General features: G+C 43.6%; 15 protein-coding genes. 12 read left to right on the forward strand and 3 right to left on the reverse strand.

Going from position 1 to position 18,679, the window contains the following annotated elements; genetic code table 11:
- Position 1 precedes the first annotated feature (1 nt).
- Together proB and IHE35_RS04890 are read left to right on the forward strand one after the other, a co-directional pair.
- Positions 2-1,135 carry a glutamate 5-kinase gene (gene proB / locus IHE35_RS04885; RefSeq protein ID WP_242789541.1) on the forward strand — a complete coding sequence of 378 codons (1,134 nt, stop codon included), beginning with the start codon at positions 2-4 and terminating at the stop codon, positions 1,133-1,135.
- A gap of 63 nt (positions 1,136-1,198) precedes the next feature.
- Complete coding sequence (locus IHE35_RS04890; RefSeq protein ID WP_242789542.1) at positions 1,199-1,717, forward strand: hypothetical protein; 519 nt, start codon at positions 1,199-1,201, stop codon at positions 1,715-1,717.
- 16 nt (positions 1,718-1,733) lie between these two features.
- Here the strand turns inward: IHE35_RS04890 and IHE35_RS04895 are convergent, their stop codons facing one another.
- Entirely contained in the window at positions 1,734-2,438 is a 705-nt protein-coding gene (locus tag IHE35_RS04895; RefSeq protein WP_242789543.1) for an SIMPL domain-containing protein, read from the reverse strand.
- 474 nt (positions 2,439-2,912) lie between these two features.
- Between IHE35_RS04895 and IHE35_RS04900 the strand changes: the two genes are divergently transcribed.
- The 3 genes from IHE35_RS04900 to IHE35_RS04910 all read left to right on the forward strand — a co-directional run bounded on the left by IHE35_RS04900 (position 2,913) and on the right by IHE35_RS04910 (position 6,964).
- Entirely contained in the window at positions 2,913-4,286 is a 1,374-nt protein-coding gene (locus IHE35_RS04900) for a diaminobutyrate--2-oxoglutarate transaminase (RefSeq protein WP_242789544.1), read from the forward strand.
- A 3-nt stretch (positions 4,287-4,289) separates the two neighbouring features.
- Positions 4,290-5,822, forward strand: a complete 1,533-nt coding sequence (locus IHE35_RS04905; RefSeq protein ID WP_242789545.1) for an aspartate aminotransferase family protein — start codon at positions 4,290-4,292, stop codon at positions 5,820-5,822.
- 179 nt (positions 5,823-6,001) lie between these two features.
- On the forward strand, positions 6,002-6,964 hold the full coding sequence (locus IHE35_RS04910) for an IS30 family transposase (protein ID WP_242787563.1): 963 nt from the start codon (positions 6,002-6,004) through the stop codon (positions 6,962-6,964).
- A 20-nt stretch (positions 6,965-6,984) separates the two neighbouring features.
- Here the strand turns inward: IHE35_RS04910 and IHE35_RS04915 are convergent, their stop codons facing one another.
- Complete coding sequence (locus IHE35_RS04915) at positions 6,985-8,037, reverse strand: Rieske 2Fe-2S domain-containing protein (RefSeq protein WP_242789546.1); 1,053 nt, start codon at positions 8,035-8,037, stop codon at positions 6,985-6,987.
- Between the two features lie 363 nt (positions 8,038-8,400).
- Here IHE35_RS04915 and IHE35_RS04920 point away from each other — a divergent pair, with 363 nt between their 5' ends.
- A complete protein-coding gene (locus IHE35_RS04920) occupies positions 8,401-9,780 on the forward strand; it encodes an aldehyde dehydrogenase family protein (protein ID WP_242789959.1) in 1,380 nt (459 codons plus the stop codon).
- 52 nt (positions 9,781-9,832) lie between these two features.
- Here the strand turns inward: IHE35_RS04920 and IHE35_RS04925 are convergent, their stop codons facing one another.
- Positions 9,833-10,306: an Lrp/AsnC family transcriptional regulator gene (locus IHE35_RS04925; RefSeq protein WP_034170074.1), complete on the reverse strand. Its 474-nt coding sequence runs from the start codon at positions 10,304-10,306 to the stop codon at positions 9,833-9,835.
- Positions 10,307-10,445: 139 nt separating this feature from the next.
- Here IHE35_RS04925 and IHE35_RS04930 point away from each other — a divergent pair, with 139 nt between their 5' ends.
- From IHE35_RS04930 to pstB, 6 genes are all read left to right on the forward strand, one after another.
- Positions 10,446-12,161: a thiamine pyrophosphate-binding protein gene (locus tag IHE35_RS04930; RefSeq protein WP_242789547.1), complete on the forward strand. Its 1,716-nt coding sequence runs from the start codon at positions 10,446-10,448 to the stop codon at positions 12,159-12,161.
- Between the two features lie 43 nt (positions 12,162-12,204).
- A complete protein-coding gene (locus IHE35_RS04935) occupies positions 12,205-13,587 on the forward strand; it encodes an amino acid permease (protein WP_242789548.1) in 1,383 nt (460 codons plus the stop codon).
- A gap of 182 nt (positions 13,588-13,769) precedes the next feature.
- Positions 13,770-14,798 (forward strand): substrate-binding domain-containing protein, encoded by a 1,029-nt coding sequence (locus tag IHE35_RS04940; RefSeq protein WP_242789549.1) that lies wholly within the window; start codon positions 13,770-13,772, stop codon positions 14,796-14,798.
- Positions 14,799-14,897: 99 nt separating this feature from the next.
- Positions 14,898-16,277 (forward strand): phosphate ABC transporter permease subunit PstC, encoded by a 1,380-nt coding sequence (gene pstC / locus IHE35_RS04945; RefSeq protein ID WP_242789550.1) that lies wholly within the window; start codon positions 14,898-14,900, stop codon positions 16,275-16,277.
- Positions 16,277-17,668 carry a phosphate ABC transporter permease PstA gene (pstA, locus tag IHE35_RS04950; protein ID WP_242789551.1) on the forward strand — a complete coding sequence of 464 codons (1,392 nt, stop codon included), beginning with the start codon at positions 16,277-16,279 and terminating at the stop codon, positions 17,666-17,668. The genes pstC and pstA overlap by 1 nt, the downstream gene beginning before the upstream one ends.
- 10 nt (positions 17,669-17,678) lie before the next feature.
- Positions 17,679-18,593 carry a phosphate ABC transporter ATP-binding protein PstB gene (pstB, locus tag IHE35_RS04955; protein ID WP_242789552.1) on the forward strand — a complete coding sequence of 305 codons (915 nt, stop codon included), beginning with the start codon at positions 17,679-17,681 and terminating at the stop codon, positions 18,591-18,593.
- Positions 18,594-18,679: the final 86 nt, after the last annotated feature.

Genomic DNA, 18,679 nt, shown 5'->3' on the forward strand with positions numbered 1-18,679 from the left:
GATGATAGAAGTGGTAGATGGGCAACGTCAGCTCAAGGGTTGTAAACGAATCGTTGTTAAAATCGGATCATCTTTACTCACAGCAAACGGGCAAGGTTTAGATTTGGATGCCATCTCGCATTGGGCGGGACAAATCGCAGATCTACACGATGCCGGACACGAGATCATTCTTGTGTCATCAGGTGCTGTGGCTGAAGGTATGGTTCGAATGAAACTTGAGAATCGACCCACCGATCTACCCAGTCTTCAGGCTTGTGCTGCTATTGGTCAGATGGGCCTTATTCATACCTGGTCAAGCGTACTGGATAAACACAAGATCCAGACCGCTCAGGTATTGTTAACTCATGATGACCTGGCAGACCGTCGCCGCTATCTCAACTCATGTGATGCCTTGCAAAACCTGATTGAATGGCGCGTGATTCCGGTGATTAATGAAAATGATACCGTTTCGACTGATGAAATCCGTTTTGGTGATAACGATACCTTGGCTGCCATGGTAGCTGGTCAGGTGCATGCTGACCTGCTGATTATCCTGACCGATCAGGAAGGTATGTTTGACTCAGATCCGCGTTCAAATCCGGAAGCCAAACTGTTCCATACAGTACGTGCGATGGATGAAAGCCTGTTTGATATGGCAGGTGGCGGCGGTAAATTTGGTCGTGGCGGTATGCTGACCAAAGTCCGTGCTGCACGTTTGGCTGCGAAGTCTGGATGTCCAACACTGATTGCCAGTGGTGATAGTGACAATGTTTTATCACGTCTCATGACAGGTGAAATGCTGGGTACGCTATTTATCACTGATGATGACCGTGTGACTGCGCATCAGCAATGGTTAGCTGCTCATTTGCAAACTGCAGGTCGCTTGGTGATTGATGATGGTGCGGTAAAAGCCATTAAAGAAAACCATCGCAGCTTGTTGCCGGTAGGTGTTAAAGCAGTTGAAGGTCATTTCGAGCGTGGTGATGTGGTGGAATGTGTAGATACACAAGGCCATCGCATTGCGGTAGGTCGTGTGAATTTTAGTTCACGTTCGGCAGATATTGTTCGTGGTTTAGCCTCAGATAAAGTACATCAGGTGTTAGGTGAAGCACGTTCACTTGAGATGATTCATCGCAATCATATGGCGATCTATTAAACATTGATGTATAAAGAAAACAGTCCTTTGGGGCTGTTTTTTTTTGATTCAAAATGAATAAAAATGAAAGAATACGATACACAGGACTATTTTCGTCCGGATCACTTAAAACATGGGGCTTATTTAAGCTTTGCAATGTCAACTCTAGGTTTGCTTTTGCAATCCTATTTTTTTATTTGCATGTGTATTTTACTTGGTATTGTTTGGTTAATCATTGTTAGCAAATGGCGAAAACAACCTGAGTGGAATTCTTTAAGCTTAATTGCGTCGATTGTTTCAGTAACCTTAGGGGTTGTGTTGAGTTTGCAGGGGATTGCTTCTTTCATCAATCGTACAGCCACAGAAAAAACCATGTGCGGCAAAGTGGGTTTGATTCACTCTGGGGGATACAAAACGAAAAAAGGGTTTCGCTTAACAAATGAAAAACAAGAAATTTGTTTTAAATCCAGGTTATATCAAAGCGTGAATATTCAGCAAGGAACTGCACTTTGCATCCGTTACTCACATCAACCAAAATGGTCTGTTGACCCCTATGTCCATGATATTCAGCTCTATTCGGCAACGATGGAAAATACCAAATAGAGCGTGTGAAGCGAGATTATTTGAACTGAATCGAACCATTGGCACTCACGGTCATTTTAGATTCACCAGCAGCCATTTCCTGGTCAGCTATAGCATTTTCAGCATATGCTGCCTTGGCCATCGCCATGCGTGGAACCAGTGGGTAACCTGAATTATTGGTATTGATATTCATATTTACCAGTTGGTAGCTAGATTTGTTCCAGGCTTGAGTCAGGCTTTGTGCACGTTGCTGGAAGTTTTTGGATGCTTCCAGCATGAGCTCATTTTCAACTTTCTTACGTTTTGCTTCAGATACTGTAAAGTTAATCGATTCAGTCTGGAAGTTCTGCTGTAATTCAGCAATCAACTGAGAAGCGGCTTTAAAGTCAGTCGATTCAATACGTACCTGAGCGCGAGCACGCCATTCTCTGAGTTTTCGATTGTCATTGTCATACACTGGATAGGTATGCTGTGAACCGGTTTCAATTTTCACACTCGGATATTTCTTTGCTGCATTGATGGCCTGGTTCATGAGTTGATTAATTTGTGCTGCAAGCTCAGCCGGCTGCTTATTTGATTTTTCTACATATAAATTGGCATGCATCAAATCATTGGAAATATCACGGCTGGCTTCTGCCGATAGATTGACGACATTATAATTCAAGGTTTCTTCAGGGGCTGCGAAAGCGGCGGAAGATAATGCGCCTAGCAAAGCAAGCGCGGAAAAAGAAGAAAGACGCATTATGTTGTCCTGTTTTAGTGGAATTGTTGGCCTTGTACTGATCATAAAATACTAAGATGTAAATGTGTTGAGATTCAGCAATTATTGTCGTTAGATTGTTAAAATATATTTTATTTTTTGAGAATTCATTTAAATTAAATATTATTATAATTATATACTTACCAATATAATTGCTTGATAATTACACTGTTGTATTCATGACAACAAAATTGCATAAAATAGTCAGGTTTCCTTGTCATTGTTATACGTTCAGTTGATAATTTAGACAGCAACATTACTTGATATATTTTTTCAATAACCCAAGAGGCAAATTGATACTAAAAGTTGTTTATTTTCTTGAAAAAAACTGTATCATCCGCCTCTCCTAGTTACTGAATAGAAATTGTCTAACTAGATTATATAAAGCACCGAGTCAAAGGACCGCAAGTCACCAGACTTATTTCTTTCAACCCATATCAGAGATGGTAATTCGATATGAGCGTTTCTTCTGTAAATCCTGCCACCAATTCCACAAACGAATACTACTTGACTCGCCAAAGTCAGATGGAATCGAATGTGCGTAGTTATCCACGTAAATTACCGTTAGCGATAGCGAAAGCACAAGGTTGCTGGGTTACCGATGTTGAAGGTACAGAGTACCTGGATTGTTTAGCTGGGGCAGGGACATTGGCTTTAGGCCATAATCACCCTGCGGTCATTCAAAGTATCCAAGACACACTTGCAAGTGGACTCCCATTGCATACTTTGGATTTAACAACACCTTTAAAAGATGCTTTCACTGAAGCACTACTTGAACAATTACCAGGTGGTAAGGAAGAGTATTGTCTACAGTTCTGTGGCCCATCTGGTGCAGATGCGACAGAAGCAGCAATTAAACTTGCAAAAACATTTACTGGTCGTAGTTCAGTGATTAGCTTCTCAGGTGGCTATCACGGTATGACTCACGGTTCTTTGGCAATGACAGGTAACCTGTCTGCGAAGAATGCAGTGAATGGCTTAATGCCAGGCGTTCAGTTTATGCCATATCCACACGAATACCGTTGCCCATTAGGTCTTGGCGGTGAAGCAGGTGTAGATGCATTGACTTACTTCTTTGAAAACTTCATCGAAGATGTTGAAAGCGGTGTAACGAAACCAGCAGCTGTTATTCTTGAAGCGATTCAAGGTGAAGGCGGTGTGGTGACGGCACCTGTAAAATGGTTGCAAAAAATCCGCGAAGTGACTGAAAAACACAATATTGTGTTGATTCTTGACGAAGTTCAAGCAGGCTTTGCGCGTTCAGGTAAGATGTTCGCATTCGAACATGCTGGTATTGAGCCAGATGTTGTCGTGATGTCTAAAGCAGTAGGTGGTAGCTTGCCACTTGCGGTACTTGGTATTAAGCGTAAGTTTGATGCTTGGCAGCCTGCTGGTCACACGGGTACTTTCCGTGGTAACCAGTTGGCAATGGGTACTGGTCTTGCAACCATCAAAACCATTAAAGAACAAAACTTGGCACAAAATGCGCAAGAGCGCGGTGATTTCTTGCAAGCTGAATTGAAGAAATTAGCGGTTGAGTTCCCATGTATCGGTAACGTACGTGGTCGTGGTTTGATGATTGGTGTTGAAATCGTTGACGAGCGTAAACCTGCAGATCATATGGGTTCACTTCCAGCTGATGGTCAATTGGCAGCAGCAATTCAAACAGCTTGTTTCAACAACAAATTGTTGTTAGAAAAAGGCGGTCGTAACGGTACAGTGATTCGTCTACTTTGCCCATTGATCATCACTCAAGCAGAATGTGAAGAAGTGATTGTTCGCTTTAAGAAAGCGGTTGCTGAAGCATTAGTTGCAGTTCGAGGCGCATAATTTATGGTAGATTTTGCAGAACATCGTAAAGCGTTGCTCTGTAATGATGCTGCATCTATTGCTGACTATTCGTCAGCAATGGAGCAAGCGACCAAAGCGGTTGCAGCATGGTTACAAAACGACAAAATGTACACTGGTGGTAGCATCAAAGAGCTACGCAGTGCAATTGCGTTCAATCCTTCTAAAGAAGGTTTGGGTGTAGAGAAATCTTTGGAGCGTATGGTTGAGTTATTCCTTAACAAAAGCTTAAAGGTACATCACCCACATTCTTTAGCACATTTACACTGCCCGACCATGGTGACCAGCCAAATCGCGGAAGTGTTGATTAATGCAACCAACCAGTCAATGGACTCTTGGGATCAAAGCCCTGCTGGTTCATTGATGGAAGTTCAGTTGATCAATTGGCTACGTCAAAAAGTCGGCTATGGCGCAGGTCAAGCAGGTGTGTTTACTTCAGGTGGTACACAGTCGAACTTGATGGGTGTGCTTCTTGCGCGTGATGCATGCATCGCGAAAAACTGGAAAGACGAAAACGGTAATCCGTGGTCTGTACAGCGTGATGGCGTGCCTGCGGACGCAATGCGTAATGTTAAAGTCATTTGTTCTGAAAATGCACACTTCTCTGTGCAAAAGAACATGGCGATGATGGGTATGGGCTTCCAGTCTGTTGTGACTGTTCCTGTTGACGAAAATGCTCGCATGGACATGGACGCACTTGAGAAAACCATGACTCACCTTCAATCTGAAGGTAAAATCGTGGCATGTGTGGTGGCAACTGCGGGTACAACCGATGCTGGCGCAATTGATCCACTGAAGAAAGTACGTGAAATCACCAACAAATATGGCGCGTGGATGCACATTGATGCGGCATGGGGGGGGGCTTTAATTCTTTCTAACGATCATCGAGATATGTTAGATGGTATCGAGCTTTCTGATTCGATCACGCTTGACTTCCATAAGCATTATTTCCAAACGATTTCTTGTGGCGCATTCTTGCTCAAAGACGAAGCGAACTATCGTTTCATGCATTATGAAGCTGAGTATCTAAACTCTGCTTATGATGAAGAGCATGGCGTACCAAACCTTGTGTCAAAATCGCTACAAACAACACGTCGTTTTGATGCGTTGAAATTGTGGATGACTGTTGAAGCACTTGGTGAAGAGCTTTATGGTTCAATGATCGATCATGGCGTGAAATTAACCCGTGAAGTAGCAGACTACATCAAGGCAACTGATGGTCTGGAACTTCTGGTTGAGCCACAATTTGCATCGGTACTGTTCCGTGTGGTTCCAACAGATTATCCAGCTGAATTTGTGGATGCCTTGAACCAGAACGTTGCGGATGAATTATTCGCACGTGGTGAAGCGAACATTGGTGTAACTAAAGTGGGTCAGGTTCAATCTCTGAAAATGACAACTTTAAGCCCAGTTGCAACCCTAGATAACGTGAAGAATTTGCTGGCATTGGTGCTTGCAGAAGCGGATCGTATCAAGGATTCCATCGCTAACGGTACTTATACACCGCCAATCGTATAAGCGGTTGCAGGTGAAAAAAGGAGATCGTTAAGATCTCCTTTTTTATTGGAATTTGGCTGACACATAAATAATAATTTCGCAGATTCAAATACCAAGTGCGACATATTTGTAGTTAGTTGAAAAAGTTAGGTGTATTAAAATCATTAGACTTTTTTCAACTCGCAATTGGAAAGCACCCAATGAAGCAATACACCCAACTTTCTCAAGATGAAAGATACGAAATTTATGCTGCTTTGAAAAGCAAATCTTCAATCTCTACCCTTGCCAGGGAGCTTGGACGTTCTCGATCAACCCTTTATCGTGAGATCAAAAGAAATACTGGAAAACGTGGATATCGAGCTCAACAGGCAGAGAAATTTTCAAGTCAAAGACGATATCGATCCTCTTCACAAATGACAGATTTTGCTCTCGTTTATATTCGTTATCTGATTGGCTTAGATTGGTCTCCTGAGCAAATTTCAGGTGCTTTAACACAACGAGGTTGGCTTGATGTGCCTTCACATGAATGGATTTATCAGTATGTTTATCTAGATAAATCTAAAGGTGGTAAGCTCCACCTTCATTTAAGGCATCAAAAGAAATATCGTAAACGAGGTTATAAAAATACAGACCGTAGAGGCCAACTCGTTGATAGAACAAGTATTCACTGTCGCGATGAGGTCGTCGAGAAACGTCAACGCCTAGGTGATTTTGAAGGTGATACCGTGATAGGCAAGAATCACAAGGGGGCATTATTAACTCTGGTTGAGCGCAAAAGCTTGTATGTACATATCGTTCATTTGGGACAAACTAGAACCACAACTAAAACGATTTCGTGTGCTTTAGCATGTTTGCGCAGCAGTCATGCCTACAGTGTAACCTTTGATAATGGTAAGGAGTTCTCCGAGCACCGGCGGATAACGGAAGCAGGGATAGAGACGTACTTTGCAGATCCATACAAGTCGATTCAACGAGCCAGAAATGAAAATACCAATGGTCTGATCAGGCAATATCTGCCAAAATCATCTTCGTTTGATGAACTGTCAAATGAACAAATAGAGCAGATAGAATTTGCTCTCAATCATCGCCCTAGAAAAACACTAGGCTGGTATACGCCTAGTGAAGTTATGGCTGGTTTTTATACTGTTGCACTTGCTGCTTGAATCCGCCTTTTTAAATAAAATTAAGCTGCAAATAAAGGACTAAAGCCTTTTTTTCTTAACAGTTTGCGATACATGCTGGAGCTTCGATCTGCCGGGAAATGTGCTTCCAGAGATAAGTCTAGCGGTAAAAACTCAGGCTTCTGATTTTCGACAATCAGGCGATCTTCTTCAAAAATCTTCAGATTAAAATCATAGGCTTCTTCGACGGGTAAGTCTTTATCATAATTACGACAGATAAGATCAAACAGCCGGGTCTGACGGGTGGTCATCGGTGAAGCAGCATTCATAATCACCTGTTTAGCATCATTAGGGAAATGGATGGTCAGGGTCGCGGTAAAGGGCAGGCTAATTTCAAAATGTCGTAGCCATTTAAAATCTTCCTGACCGCGCTGATCTAACCCAATCGGATAACGGCCGACACTGCTGATATAGTCGGCACTGAAACCATATTCAGTTTCTGTTGTGGTGTAATTTGAGACTTCGACATCATCTGGATCGCCAAAGGTATCCGGATGTACCCAGGCAAAATGGGCTACATCAATAAAGCCTTCTAGCTGTCTGCCAGCAAAACATTTGATGTCGACTTGTAGGCAAACCAATTGCTGATAATCTGCATCATTCCAATAAGGCATTACTGGAATATTGGGTTCAGCGTTTTTGTCAGCTGTCAGTGAACACCAGATCAGACCATAACGTTCAACCGCGGCATAGGTCCGTAAATGAAACCGATCTGAAATTTTATGCTGTGGATGTGCAGGGATACGGTTGCATTTACCTTGTGTACCAAAACGCAAACCATGATAAGGATAGACGATGCCTTGGCCATCATTTTTTCCCAGACTTAAAAGCACACCACGATGCGGGCAGGCATCTTTGGCCACGATCAGTTCATCCTGCATCTTGTAAATGACCAGTGGCATATCTAGCAACATTGTCCCTAACGGCTGTTCGGAAATATCACGGGCTAAGGCCACTGGATACCAATATTGAGCCAAGAGATGCCAGTCATGTTCTTCAAATGTCATGTGAATCGGTAAATCGGGATTGAAAACTGGAATGGTGGTGCTGTTCATGGTGCTATCACTGTAATTCTTTATTTCAATATAGGCCAATGTGATGTTCTACGAAATTTCAAAGATCAGGACATCCTGTTGCATAAATTAGAACAGGAGATAATGAAGAATGTGCTATAGGCTAGTAATTCTAGTAATTAAAGAAAGCGATATTTAAAGCGCTAAAAAAGGTATACCGAAAGATACTTCTTCTATTTTCCATGCACAAAATGTGTATTCAGGGCTTTATACCTAATGTGATATGCAAGCTCCATTCAGACAAAATCAGCTAATGTCAGGGAACAACAAAAATATCTGATTCAGGATGAAGAGATGACTAATTTGCATGTATCCCAACCCGTTGGCTGTATTATTCAAGGAAAAATGGTACAAGGCGCTGCCGAAAGTTTTGTGGTGATCAATCCTGCTGATGAGCAGGTATTGGCCCTATGTTCCTCTCCCTCGGAAGCACAAATTGAAGACGCTATCCGTAGTGCCGAGCAGGCTTTTCATCAATCGAAAAATACGGATGATGCCACGCGACAGTCAATCTTGCATCGTATTGCGGATCGTATTGAAGAACATCGGGAAGAGTTAGCGCGTTTGGTGGTGCAGGAGCAGGGCAAACCTTATGCGCTGGCTGAATTTGAAGTCGGTGGGGCCATTGCCTGGACCCGCTATCAGGCAGAACTCAAGATTGAAACTGAAATCTTACAGGATGATGCCAATAAACGGATCGAACTGCATCATCGGCCTTTAGGGATTGTGGCATCGGTCACTCCATGGAACTGGCCTTTAATGATTGCTGTCTGGCATATCATGCCGGCAATTCGCGCTGGCAATGTGGTCATCAATAAACCTTCAGAATTTACCCCATTGTCGACCCTTCGATTGGGTGAGTTGATTCAGGAAGAAGTTGCACCTGGAGTGGTATCTATACTTACTGGAGGCGGTGAGGTCGGTGCCAAGCTGACCAGTCACTCTGCAATTGCCAAAGTGGTATTTACCGGTTCGACCGCAACTGGTCAAAGAATCATGCAGAGCGCAGCAGCGACTTTCAAGCATCTGACACTGGAACTTGGTGGCAATGATGCAGGCATTGTTTTGCCAGATACCGACATTCAGGCGATGGCAACCCGAATCTTTCATGGAGCCTTTATCAACATGGGCCAGACCTGTGCAGCATTGAAACGCCTGTATGTACATGACAGTCAGTATGATGCACTGGCACAGGAATTAGTAAAAGTCGCACAGCAACAGTCTCTGGGAGATGGTTTAGCCGAGACGACTACTTTTGGTCCAGTGCAGAACATCAAGCACTACCAAAAAGTTCAGGCCATGATTCAGGAAGCCCAGGATGAAGGGGCAATAGTCATGACATCCGAGCAAAATTTACCAGATACAGGCTATTTTATTGCACCGACGATTGTGACCAATGTAAGCCCAGATAGCCGTCTGGTGCAGGAAGAGCAGTTTGGTCCGGTATTACCTTTGATCCGTTATCACGATATTGAAGAAGTACTGACTGAAGCCAACAATACGGATTTTGGTTTAGGTGGCTCAATCTGGTCATCCGATCTGGAACAGGCGCAGCAGTTTGCTCAACGGCTGAGTTGTGGTACGGCATGGATCAATACGCATGGTGAGATTTTCCCGCATGTACCTTTTGGCGGATGGAAGCATTCAGGTATCGGTGCCCAGTTCGGACTGAGTGGCCTGCTCGAAAATACGATTCAGCAGGTTGTTCATATCAATAAAAATTAAATCAAAAAAGCTCAAGTTTGACTTGAGCTTTTTTCTTCTGCTTTAAGACATATTAACGTAATAAAGGGCGGGCAGCCTGAAAATCAAAATGTAATTGCTTGAATTTATCTAAGACAATATAAGATTTGATATGACCAATAAAATTACAGCTCAGCAATTTTTCAGTCACAAAATTTGCCAGCATTTCCAGATTTTTGGCCCCTACTTTTAACATGAAATCTGCATCACCACTTAAAGAAAAAGCTTCCTGAATGGCTTCTTCTTCTTCAATCAATTGTTGAAAAGCGATCTTGGCTGCTGCGTCATGTGTTTTGAGATTGACCTGAACCATAGCCAAAACTGCAATTCCCAAAGCTTCAGGATGAATGCAGGCGCTATAACCCAAAATAATTCCTTTTTGCTCCAGCAGCTGACGCCGTCTAGAACATTGAGAGGCTGACAGACCGATTAAATCCCCGATTTCCTGATTCGTCAGGCGCCCATTTTTTTGCAAAGCCTGGATGATTTTCCAGTCAAATTTATCCATTGCATCCATTGCATTGAATCCTTATCCGATACACGTTTTATGTGTTTTTGAATCATTGTGACTTGCATTATGCACGAAATCAGAAAATGAAATGCAATATTCTGTAATTGAAGCATGATATGTGATAGGGAAAATAATAATGTTTATGGAAATTGGTCAGTACCTTAATCAGCGCCTGCAAGAACTAGGAATTCAGCATATTTTTGGTGTGCCAGGTGACTTTAATCTCTCCTATTTAGAACAGATCGAAATTGATCCAAAACTGGAATTTATCGGTAACTGTAATGAGCTAAATGCAGCCTATGCAGCAGATGGTTATGCACGTCTGCATGGTGTTGGTGCTTTGCTCACTACTTATGGTGTGGGTGACCTGAGCGCGATTAACGGCATTGCAGGTGCATATGCCGAGCAGGTTGCCATGGTGCATATTTCTGGTATTCCGCCTTTACATGCCGTAGAACAGGGTGCTTTGTTACACCATACTCTGATCGATGGCGATTATGACAATATCATGAACTGCATGCGCGAATTTACCGTAGCACAGACGCGTTTGACTCCAGCCAATGCAGTGAGTGAAATTGACCGGGTATTGAAGCAATGTATATTGATGCGTCGACCGGTTCATATTCAGCTTCCATCGGATATTACTCATCTTCAGATTAAAGTACCTAAGCAGCCTCTGGATCTGAGCCGTCCACAGAGTGATCCAAAACTTCTGCAAGAAACTGCGGCACGGATAGCCAAACGCATCAAACAGGCACGTCAGCCAGTCCTGCTCATTGACAATGAAGCAGAAATTTTCCAGCTTACCGATATGCTGCAAAATTGGGCTGAGCGCATGCAGATTCCCTATACCTGTCTGTCTACTGCCAAAAATATCATGAATGAAAGTCACCCCTTATATGCGGGCGTTTATGCAGGTGCAGCAAGCGCAGCATCGACTTGTCAGTTGGTAGAGCAGTCAGATTGCCTGATTGCCATTGGGCCACGTTTTACCGATGTTGCCACAGCATTTTTCTCACATCGTGTATCCGCACAAAATATGCTGTATCTGGCGGATTCCTGTCTTTGCTTGGATGGGCAGATGATCAGTGGACTGGATTTAGTTCAATTGATCCAAGCCATCTCAAAACAGACTTTAGATGATCAACCACGTACTTTTAATCCTGCACCGAAACCATCGTTACAAACTCAACAGATCGAAGAAAATACTGCGCTTAGCCAAACTGCACTCTGGCAGCAAATTTCTGAGTTCTTACAGGAAGATGATGTGATTGTGGCAGAAGTGGGCACTGCCAATGCAGGTTTATCAGGATTGACTTTACCTGTGACTGCTAAGTATCTGGTTCAACCGATCTGGGGCTCGATTGGTTATACCTTGCCTGCCTTGCTTGGTAGTATGCTTGCTGCACCAAAGCGCCGTCATCTGTTATTTATTGGGGATGGTTCGATTCAGCTGACCATTCAGGAGCTTTCTACCTTATTAAGAGAAGGCTTAAAACCTGTAATTTTTATTTTAAATAATGGCGGCTATACCATTGAACGTTTGATTATGGGTGAAAATGCCAAGTACAACGATATTCAGAACTGGCAATACAGCCAGTTTGCCCAAGTCTTTTCTGCAGATACCCCGCATCAGGCTCATATAGTCAAAACCCCGGCAGAATTAAAGCGTACACTCGCACAGGTTCATCAGGCTGAGGAGTTATGTCTGATTGAACTGCAACTTCCACGTATGGATGCGCCACAACGCTTAAAACAGTTTGCTGAAGTCGTGGCACGCTATGACTATGGTGAATATGGTTATAACCAGCTGGTCGAGCAGAATACACCTCCCTACAAAAAGGCAATCTAGCAAAATGTAGAAATTAAAAAAATTGTTCACAAGGAGTGACAATATGGATGTTGAAGATCATCAATTAAAAAAACAGCTTTCCAACCGGCATATCCAGTTAATCGCCTTAGGCGGAGCCATCGGTACAGGATTATTTTTAGGTTTATCACATACGATTCAGCTGGCAGGTCCATCAGTACTTTTAGGCTATGCCATTGCTGGCATCATTGCATTTCTGATCATGCGCCAATTGGGTGAGATGGTGGTGCATGAACCGGTTAGTGGTTCATTCAGTTATTTTGCCAATAAATACTGGGGCAAAAAAGCAGGCTTTATTTCAGGCTGGAACTATTGGGTGCTCTATGTCTTAGTGAGTATGGCTGAGTTGAGTGCAATCGGTACTTTCGTTCAGTTCTGGTGGCCGGAGATTCCGACCTGGCTCACGGCACTGGCATTCTTCCTGCTCATGAATGGGATCAATCTGGTCAATGTCAAATTCTTCGGTGAGAGTGAATTTATATTTTCCATGGTCAAGATCATTGCCATTTTAAGCATGATCGGATTCGGGATCTATCTGCTGTTTAGCGGTTCTGCTGGCAGTCAGGCCAGTGTGACAAACTTGTGGCAGCATGGCGGATTTTTCCCTGAGGGCTGGTCAGGTTTTATGATGGCACTTGCTGTGATTATGTTTGCATTTGGTGGGCTGGAGCTGATTGGTATTGCCGCCAGTGAAACCAAAAATCCAGAAAAGACCATTCCAAAAGCAGTGAATCAGATTGTCTACCGTGTACTGATTTTCTATATTGGTGCCATTGGCGTGTTGCTATGTCTGTATCCATGGAATCTGGTGGCGCAGGGCGGTAGTCCGTTCGTAATGATTTTCCAGTCATTGAATAGTCATGGTGTGGCGAATGTTCTTAATTTTGTAGTTCTGGTCGCTGCACTTTCGGTCTATAACAGCTGTATTTACTGTAATACCCGTATGTTGTTGGGTCTGGCTCAACAGGGTAATGCACCGGCATTTTTAAAGAAAATTAACCGCCGTGGTATTCCGGTGAATGCTGTTTTATTCTCGGCAGCAGTCTCCGGTATCTGTGTATTAATGAATTACCTCATGCCGGGTGAAGCTTTCGGTATTCTGATGCTACTGGTGGTTTCTGCTTTGGTCATTAACTGGCTGATGATTTCACTGACCCATTTGAAATTCAGAAAAGCCATGCAGGAACAGCAGCAGACGACCGCATTCCCAAGCCTGTTTGGCCGCTGGAGTAATTACCTGACAATTTCATTTATCATCATGATTTTAATGATCATGAGCTTTACCAAAGAAATGCAGATTGCCGTTGCATTGGTGCCGGTCTGGTTGCTGTTTTTGACGGTGATGTATGTGATGAAATATCGCAGGAAACCTGTGCTCTTGCCTGAATCTACTGAACCCACCACTTAAATGAAAAGGCCCTGAAAAGGGTCTTTTTTCTATTATATTGTCTTGAGCAGGTAACGAATTAATTATCATAAAACCGTCATAAAGCTGTAACCCGGCTGTCATATTCAAAAATCAAAATACTTGTATCGAAACCAGGAACGCGCCCAATAAAACGCGTATCCAATATAAATGAGAGATACAGAATGCGCTTTACAAATATAGCAATCTTAATTGCAGCGGGGATCGCAGCATCTACAACAGCGAATGCAGCACGTGACACCATCCAGATTGCAGGTTCTTCAACTGTTTTACCTTATGCCAGTATTGTCGCTGAAGAATTTGGCAACACTTTCCCACAATTTAAAACTCCAGTCGTGGGTTCTGGTGGTTCTTCAGGTGGTTTGAAACAGTTCTGTAATGGCGTTGGTGACAACACCATCGATATCGCAAACTCTTCTCGTCAAATTAAAGGCTCTGAACTTGCAGAGTGTAAGAAAAATGGCGTGAACCAGGTATTAGAAATTAAAGTGGGTTATGACGGTATTGTATTTGCATCGAATTCTAAAAAAGCAGCTTACAAACTTCGTCCACAACATGTTTTTGCAGCACTAGCAGCACAGTTGCCAGCCAATGGCAAAATGGTGGCTAACCCATATACACGCTGGAACCAGATTGACAAATCACTTCCTAATGAACCGATCACACTGGTGATTCCTGCTTCTAATCATGGAACACGCGAAGTCTTCCAGGAGAAGATGGTGGATGCAGGTTGTGAAACTTACGCTGCAATTAAGTCTTTAGATAAAGATGCCAAAAAGAAAGCATGTACAACATTCCGTAAAGACGGTCGTGTCATTGAAATCGCGGGCGACTACACAGAAACATTGGCACGTTTAAAAACGTCTCCAAGCGCAGTTGGTGTATTCGGTCTAGGCTTCTATGACCAAAACCGTGACCGCCTACGCGTTGCAACAGTGAACAATGTCGCACCATCTGAGCAGACTATCCTGAATGGTTCTTACCCGGTATCTCGTCCATTGTTCTTCTATGTGAAAGGCGAGCACCTGAAATCAATCAAAGGTTTACAGCAATTCACAGAATACTTCCTAAGCAAGCGTGTTTCAGGTAAGGGTTCTAAATTGGAAAAAGCAGGCTTGATTTCAATGTCTGATAAAGAACGTGCAGCAGTACTTGCCAACTTTAAGGCAGCTAAAGTGGTTGTAGTGAAGTAAGCAAATATTGAAATAGCTGGTGACTGGAAACGGTCACCGGCTTTTGCGTATAGATAGGTTTTTAAAAAACATGAAGATTGAAAAAACAGTGGAGCATACATGAATCTGCTACTCCTGGGTGTGTTACTGGCGATTATCGCTGTTGCCTATCAGATCGGATTAAGTCGAAGCCAGCAACTGGCAGGTCAGGGCAAGAACACAGCAATGCTGAATTCGCGTCCTGGCTACTATGGTGTCATGGTGGCTTTATGGTGTGGTATTCCTGCATTTTTAATATTCATGATTTGGAATCTAGTTGAACCTGTGATCCTGGAACAGCTGGTATTGAAACACCTGCCGCAACAGATAGTCGCAGGAATGGATTCTGCAAGTCTGAGGGTGATGGTGGATCGGGTGCAGGCACTGGCTTCCGGGTTTGGTGTTAGTGATACACCACAGGCCTATGAACTAGCTGCAGCAGAGCAGGTGGCACGTATCATGAGCATCAGCAGCTATACCAAGCTGGTGGTAGTCATTTCTGTTGCCGTTGCCGGACTGGTTTGGGCCAAAAGACGTATCAGTAATCAGTTGCGTGCACGTCATCAGGTCGAAAAAGTCATCAATATCAGCTTGGCACTCTGTTCAGGTGTTGCCATCCTGACCACACTCGGCATCGTGATGTCGATGTTTGGCGAAGCGATGCGTTTCTTTAGCTTCGTCAGTCCAATTGATTTTTTCTTTGGCACACAATGGAACCCTGGTTTTAGTACCTCAGGCAGTGCTGAAGGGAGTTATGGTCTGCTGCCTTTATTGTGGGGCACCTTGATGGTCAGCGGAATCGCACTATTAGTAGCGGTACCACTAGGTCTGATGATTGCAATCTATCTGTCTGAATATGCTTCACCAAAATTCCGTTCATGGGCAAAACCGACTATTGAAGTTCTGGCCGGTATTCCAACCATCGTTTACGGTGTGTTTGCCTTGATGATTCTGGGTCCATTTATCAAAACGCTCGGTGCTATGGTCGGTATTGATATTAATGCGACCAGTGCCTTAACTGCTGGTTTTGTCATGGGCATCATGATCATTCCATTTGTATCTTCCTTGTCAGATGACATTATTACCCAGGTACCACGTGCCTTACGTGACGGTTCATTAGGTCTAGGGGCGACCAAATCAGAAACGATCCGTCAGGTGATACTGCCAGCCGCATTACCGGGCATTATCGGCGCTTTCCTGCTTGCAGCATCCCGTGCCATTGGTGAGACCATGATTGTGGTACTGGCAGCAGGTAATAGCCCGCTGCTACATGCCAATCCACTTGAAGCTGTATCGACTGTAACCATTACTATCGTGAACCAGTTAACTGGCGATACTGACTTTGCCAGTCCACAGGCACTGGTTGCCTTTGCATTGGGTCTGACTCTTTTTGTTATTACCTTAGGTTTGAACATTATCGCACTGTACATCGTGCGTAAATATCGTGAGCAATACGACTAATGAGTACTTCAAATACCACACCTTTAGATCAGCGTATTGATCCAGCTGTTAATGCTGAGCTGCGTGAAGAGCGTAAAAAGACCATTCAAAGCTCTCTTGCACGGCGCCATCGCAAGGAAAAGACCTTCCGTATGTTTGGTTTCTCTGCGGTATTGGCGGGTCTGTTCTTTGTTGTATTGCTGTTCGGTAGTATTTTGGCCAAAGGCTTGCCGGCATTCTGGCAAAGCAGTATGAGCCTGCCTATCCATTTCGATCCGGCAATTGTCAATATCGATTCACAACCAAAACAGACAGCCGGGGAGTCTCCAGCACAGTTCGAACAGCGTATGCTGGATTGGCAGATGCAGGCTGGTATGGTCGACTGGGATGCCCTGATCATTAATGGCATGATTGCCAAAGACAGCAAGCTGGAAAACCAGCGTGATGAACTGGGTTATTTATATACCAGTTCAGAAGCCTACCGTCTGCGTGACATGGTGCTGAACGACCCGAGTCTGGTCGGGAAAACCCAGGAAATTAAAATTTTAGCTGACGCCAATGTTGATGTATGGCTTGCAGGTAATATTGACCGTGACCTGCCAGATGAGCAGCAACAGCTCAGTCCTGAAGTCCGCCAGCTTGTTGATGAGATGAAAGCTTCAGGCGTGATCGAAAACAGCTTTAATACCAATATCTTTACCAATCCGGACTCGCGTAGTTCGCCTGCAACCTCTGGTTTGGCAGGTGCATTCATGGGCTCACTGTTCATGATGTTGATCGTGATCTTTATCTCGATTCCAATCGGTGTGGCTTCAGCAATATATCTGGAAGAGTTTGCACCAAAAAACTGGATCACTGATGTCATTGAAGTCAACATCAATAACCTGGCTGCCGTTCCGTCTATTGTTTTCGGTCTGCTTGGTGCGGCGATCTTCATTGGCTGGATGCATTTACCACTTTCAGCGCCATTAGTAGGTGGTCTGGTACTTAGTCTGATGACTTTACCAACCGTAATTATTACCACACGGGCTTCTTTAAAAGCCGTGCCACCATCAATTCGTCAGGCAGCCTTAGGCTTAGGTGCATCACGTTTACAAACTGTATTTCACCATATTTTACCGCTCGCACTACCGGGTATTTTGACAGGGGCGATTATTGGTGTCGCACAGGCACTCGGTGAAACTGCACCACTGTTATTAATCGGAATGAGCGCCTTTGTTGCTAGCGTACCGGCAACGCCGCTGGATCAATCTACTGCATTACCCGTACAGATTTTCCTGTGGCAGGGTAATGAATTGCGTAACTTCTTTGAAGGTCGTACCGCTGCCGCCATTATTGTTCTCCTTGTCATGATGATTGGCTTAAACAGCTTAGCTATCTGGCTACGCAAGAAGTTTGAAGTCCGTTGGTAGGGAGAAAATAATGACAACAACTCATATTTTAAATAATTTAAAAAAGGATCTCTCAATGAACCTACAAGAAAATAAATTTATTGCAGATGCCGCTGCAACGAAACCCCTGATTTCATATAACTCTCAGTTCGACATCCAAACTGAAAGTAAGAAAAAAGACAAGACGGGTAATATCAAGCTGAGTACACAGGATGTGCATGTGTACTATGGTGAACTGGAAGCGATCAAAGGTATTGATCTGAACATTTACGAAAATGAAGTAATTGCCTTTATTGGTCCCTCTGGCTGTGGTAAATCCACTTTCCTGCGAACCCTCAACCGGATGAACGACACCATTGATGCTTGCCGTATCACAGGTAAAGTTATGCTGGATCATCAAGATATTTATGATCCCAATCTGGATGCAGTATTGTTGCGTGCACAGGTAGGCATGGTATTCCAGAAACCAAACCCATTTCCAAAATCTATTTTTGACAATGTTGCCTATGGTCCAAAACTGCATGGTCTGGCTCGCAATAGATATGATCTGGAAGAAATTGTCGAGAGCAGTCTACGTAAGGCTGGATTATGGAATGAAGTAAAGGATCGACTGAATCAGCCGGGAACAGCCTTGTCTGGTGGTCAGCAGCAGCGTCTCTGTATTGCTCGAACCATTGCGGTAAGTCCAGATGTGATCCTGATGGATGAACCGTGTTCAGCGCTAGATCCGATTGCCACGGCAAAAGTGGAAGAGCTGATTTCCGAACTTGCTACCCAATATACGATTGCGATTGTGACTCACTCAATGCAGCAGGCGGCGCGTGTTTCTGACCGTACCGCTTACTTCCATCTAGGTGATTTAATTGAAGTGAATTCGACAGAAAAAGTCTTTAGCCAGCCGGATCATCAATTAACCGAGGCGTATATTACAGGGCGTTTTGGTTAACTGATTTAAAATTTTTAAGTTAAAAAAAACAGAATCTTAGGATTCTGTTTTTTTTGTTATGCTGTATGTGATTTTTTTAAAATCTT

It is taken from the genome of Acinetobacter sp. ASP199 (genome assembly GCF_022700675.1).
GTDB lineage: Bacteria > Pseudomonadota > Gammaproteobacteria > Pseudomonadales > Moraxellaceae > Acinetobacter.

Coding starts and splice junctions, on each gene's coding strand:
- IHE35_RS04925 (WP_034170074.1), bottom strand. CDS start 10,306: ATGGATAAATTTGACTGGAAAATCATCCAGGCTTTGCAAAAAAATGGG.
- IHE35_RS04915 (WP_242789546.1), bottom strand. CDS start 8,037: ATGAACAGCACCACCATTCCAGTTTTCAATCCCGATTTACCGATTCAC.
- proB (WP_242789541.1), top strand. CDS start 2: ATGATAGAAGTGGTAGATGGGCAACGTCAGCTCAAGGGTTGTAAACGA.
- IHE35_RS04890 (WP_242789542.1), top strand. CDS start 1,199: ATGAAAGAATACGATACACAGGACTATTTTCGTCCGGATCACTTAAAA.
- pstC (WP_242789550.1), top strand. CDS start 14,898: ATGAATCTGCTACTCCTGGGTGTGTTACTGGCGATTATCGCTGTTGCC.
- IHE35_RS04900 (WP_242789544.1), top strand. CDS start 2,913: ATGAGCGTTTCTTCTGTAAATCCTGCCACCAATTCCACAAACGAATAC.
- IHE35_RS04920 (WP_242789959.1), top strand. CDS start 8,401: ATGGTACAAGGCGCTGCCGAAAGTTTTGTGGTGATCAATCCTGCTGAT.
- IHE35_RS04930 (WP_242789547.1), top strand. CDS start 10,446: ATGTTTATGGAAATTGGTCAGTACCTTAATCAGCGCCTGCAAGAACTA.
- IHE35_RS04905 (WP_242789545.1), top strand. CDS start 4,290: ATGGTAGATTTTGCAGAACATCGTAAAGCGTTGCTCTGTAATGATGCT.
- pstA (WP_242789551.1), top strand. CDS start 16,277: ATGAGTACTTCAAATACCACACCTTTAGATCAGCGTATTGATCCAGCT.
- IHE35_RS04895 (WP_242789543.1), bottom strand. CDS start 2,438: ATGCGTCTTTCTTCTTTTTCCGCGCTTGCTTTGCTAGGCGCATTATCT.
- IHE35_RS04935 (WP_242789548.1), top strand. CDS start 12,205: ATGGATGTTGAAGATCATCAATTAAAAAAACAGCTTTCCAACCGGCAT.
- IHE35_RS04910 (WP_242787563.1), top strand. CDS start 6,002: ATGAAGCAATACACCCAACTTTCTCAAGATGAAAGATACGAAATTTAT.
- pstB (WP_242789552.1), top strand. CDS start 17,679: ATGACAACAACTCATATTTTAAATAATTTAAAAAAGGATCTCTCAATG.
- IHE35_RS04940 (WP_242789549.1), top strand. CDS start 13,770: ATGCGCTTTACAAATATAGCAATCTTAATTGCAGCGGGGATCGCAGCA.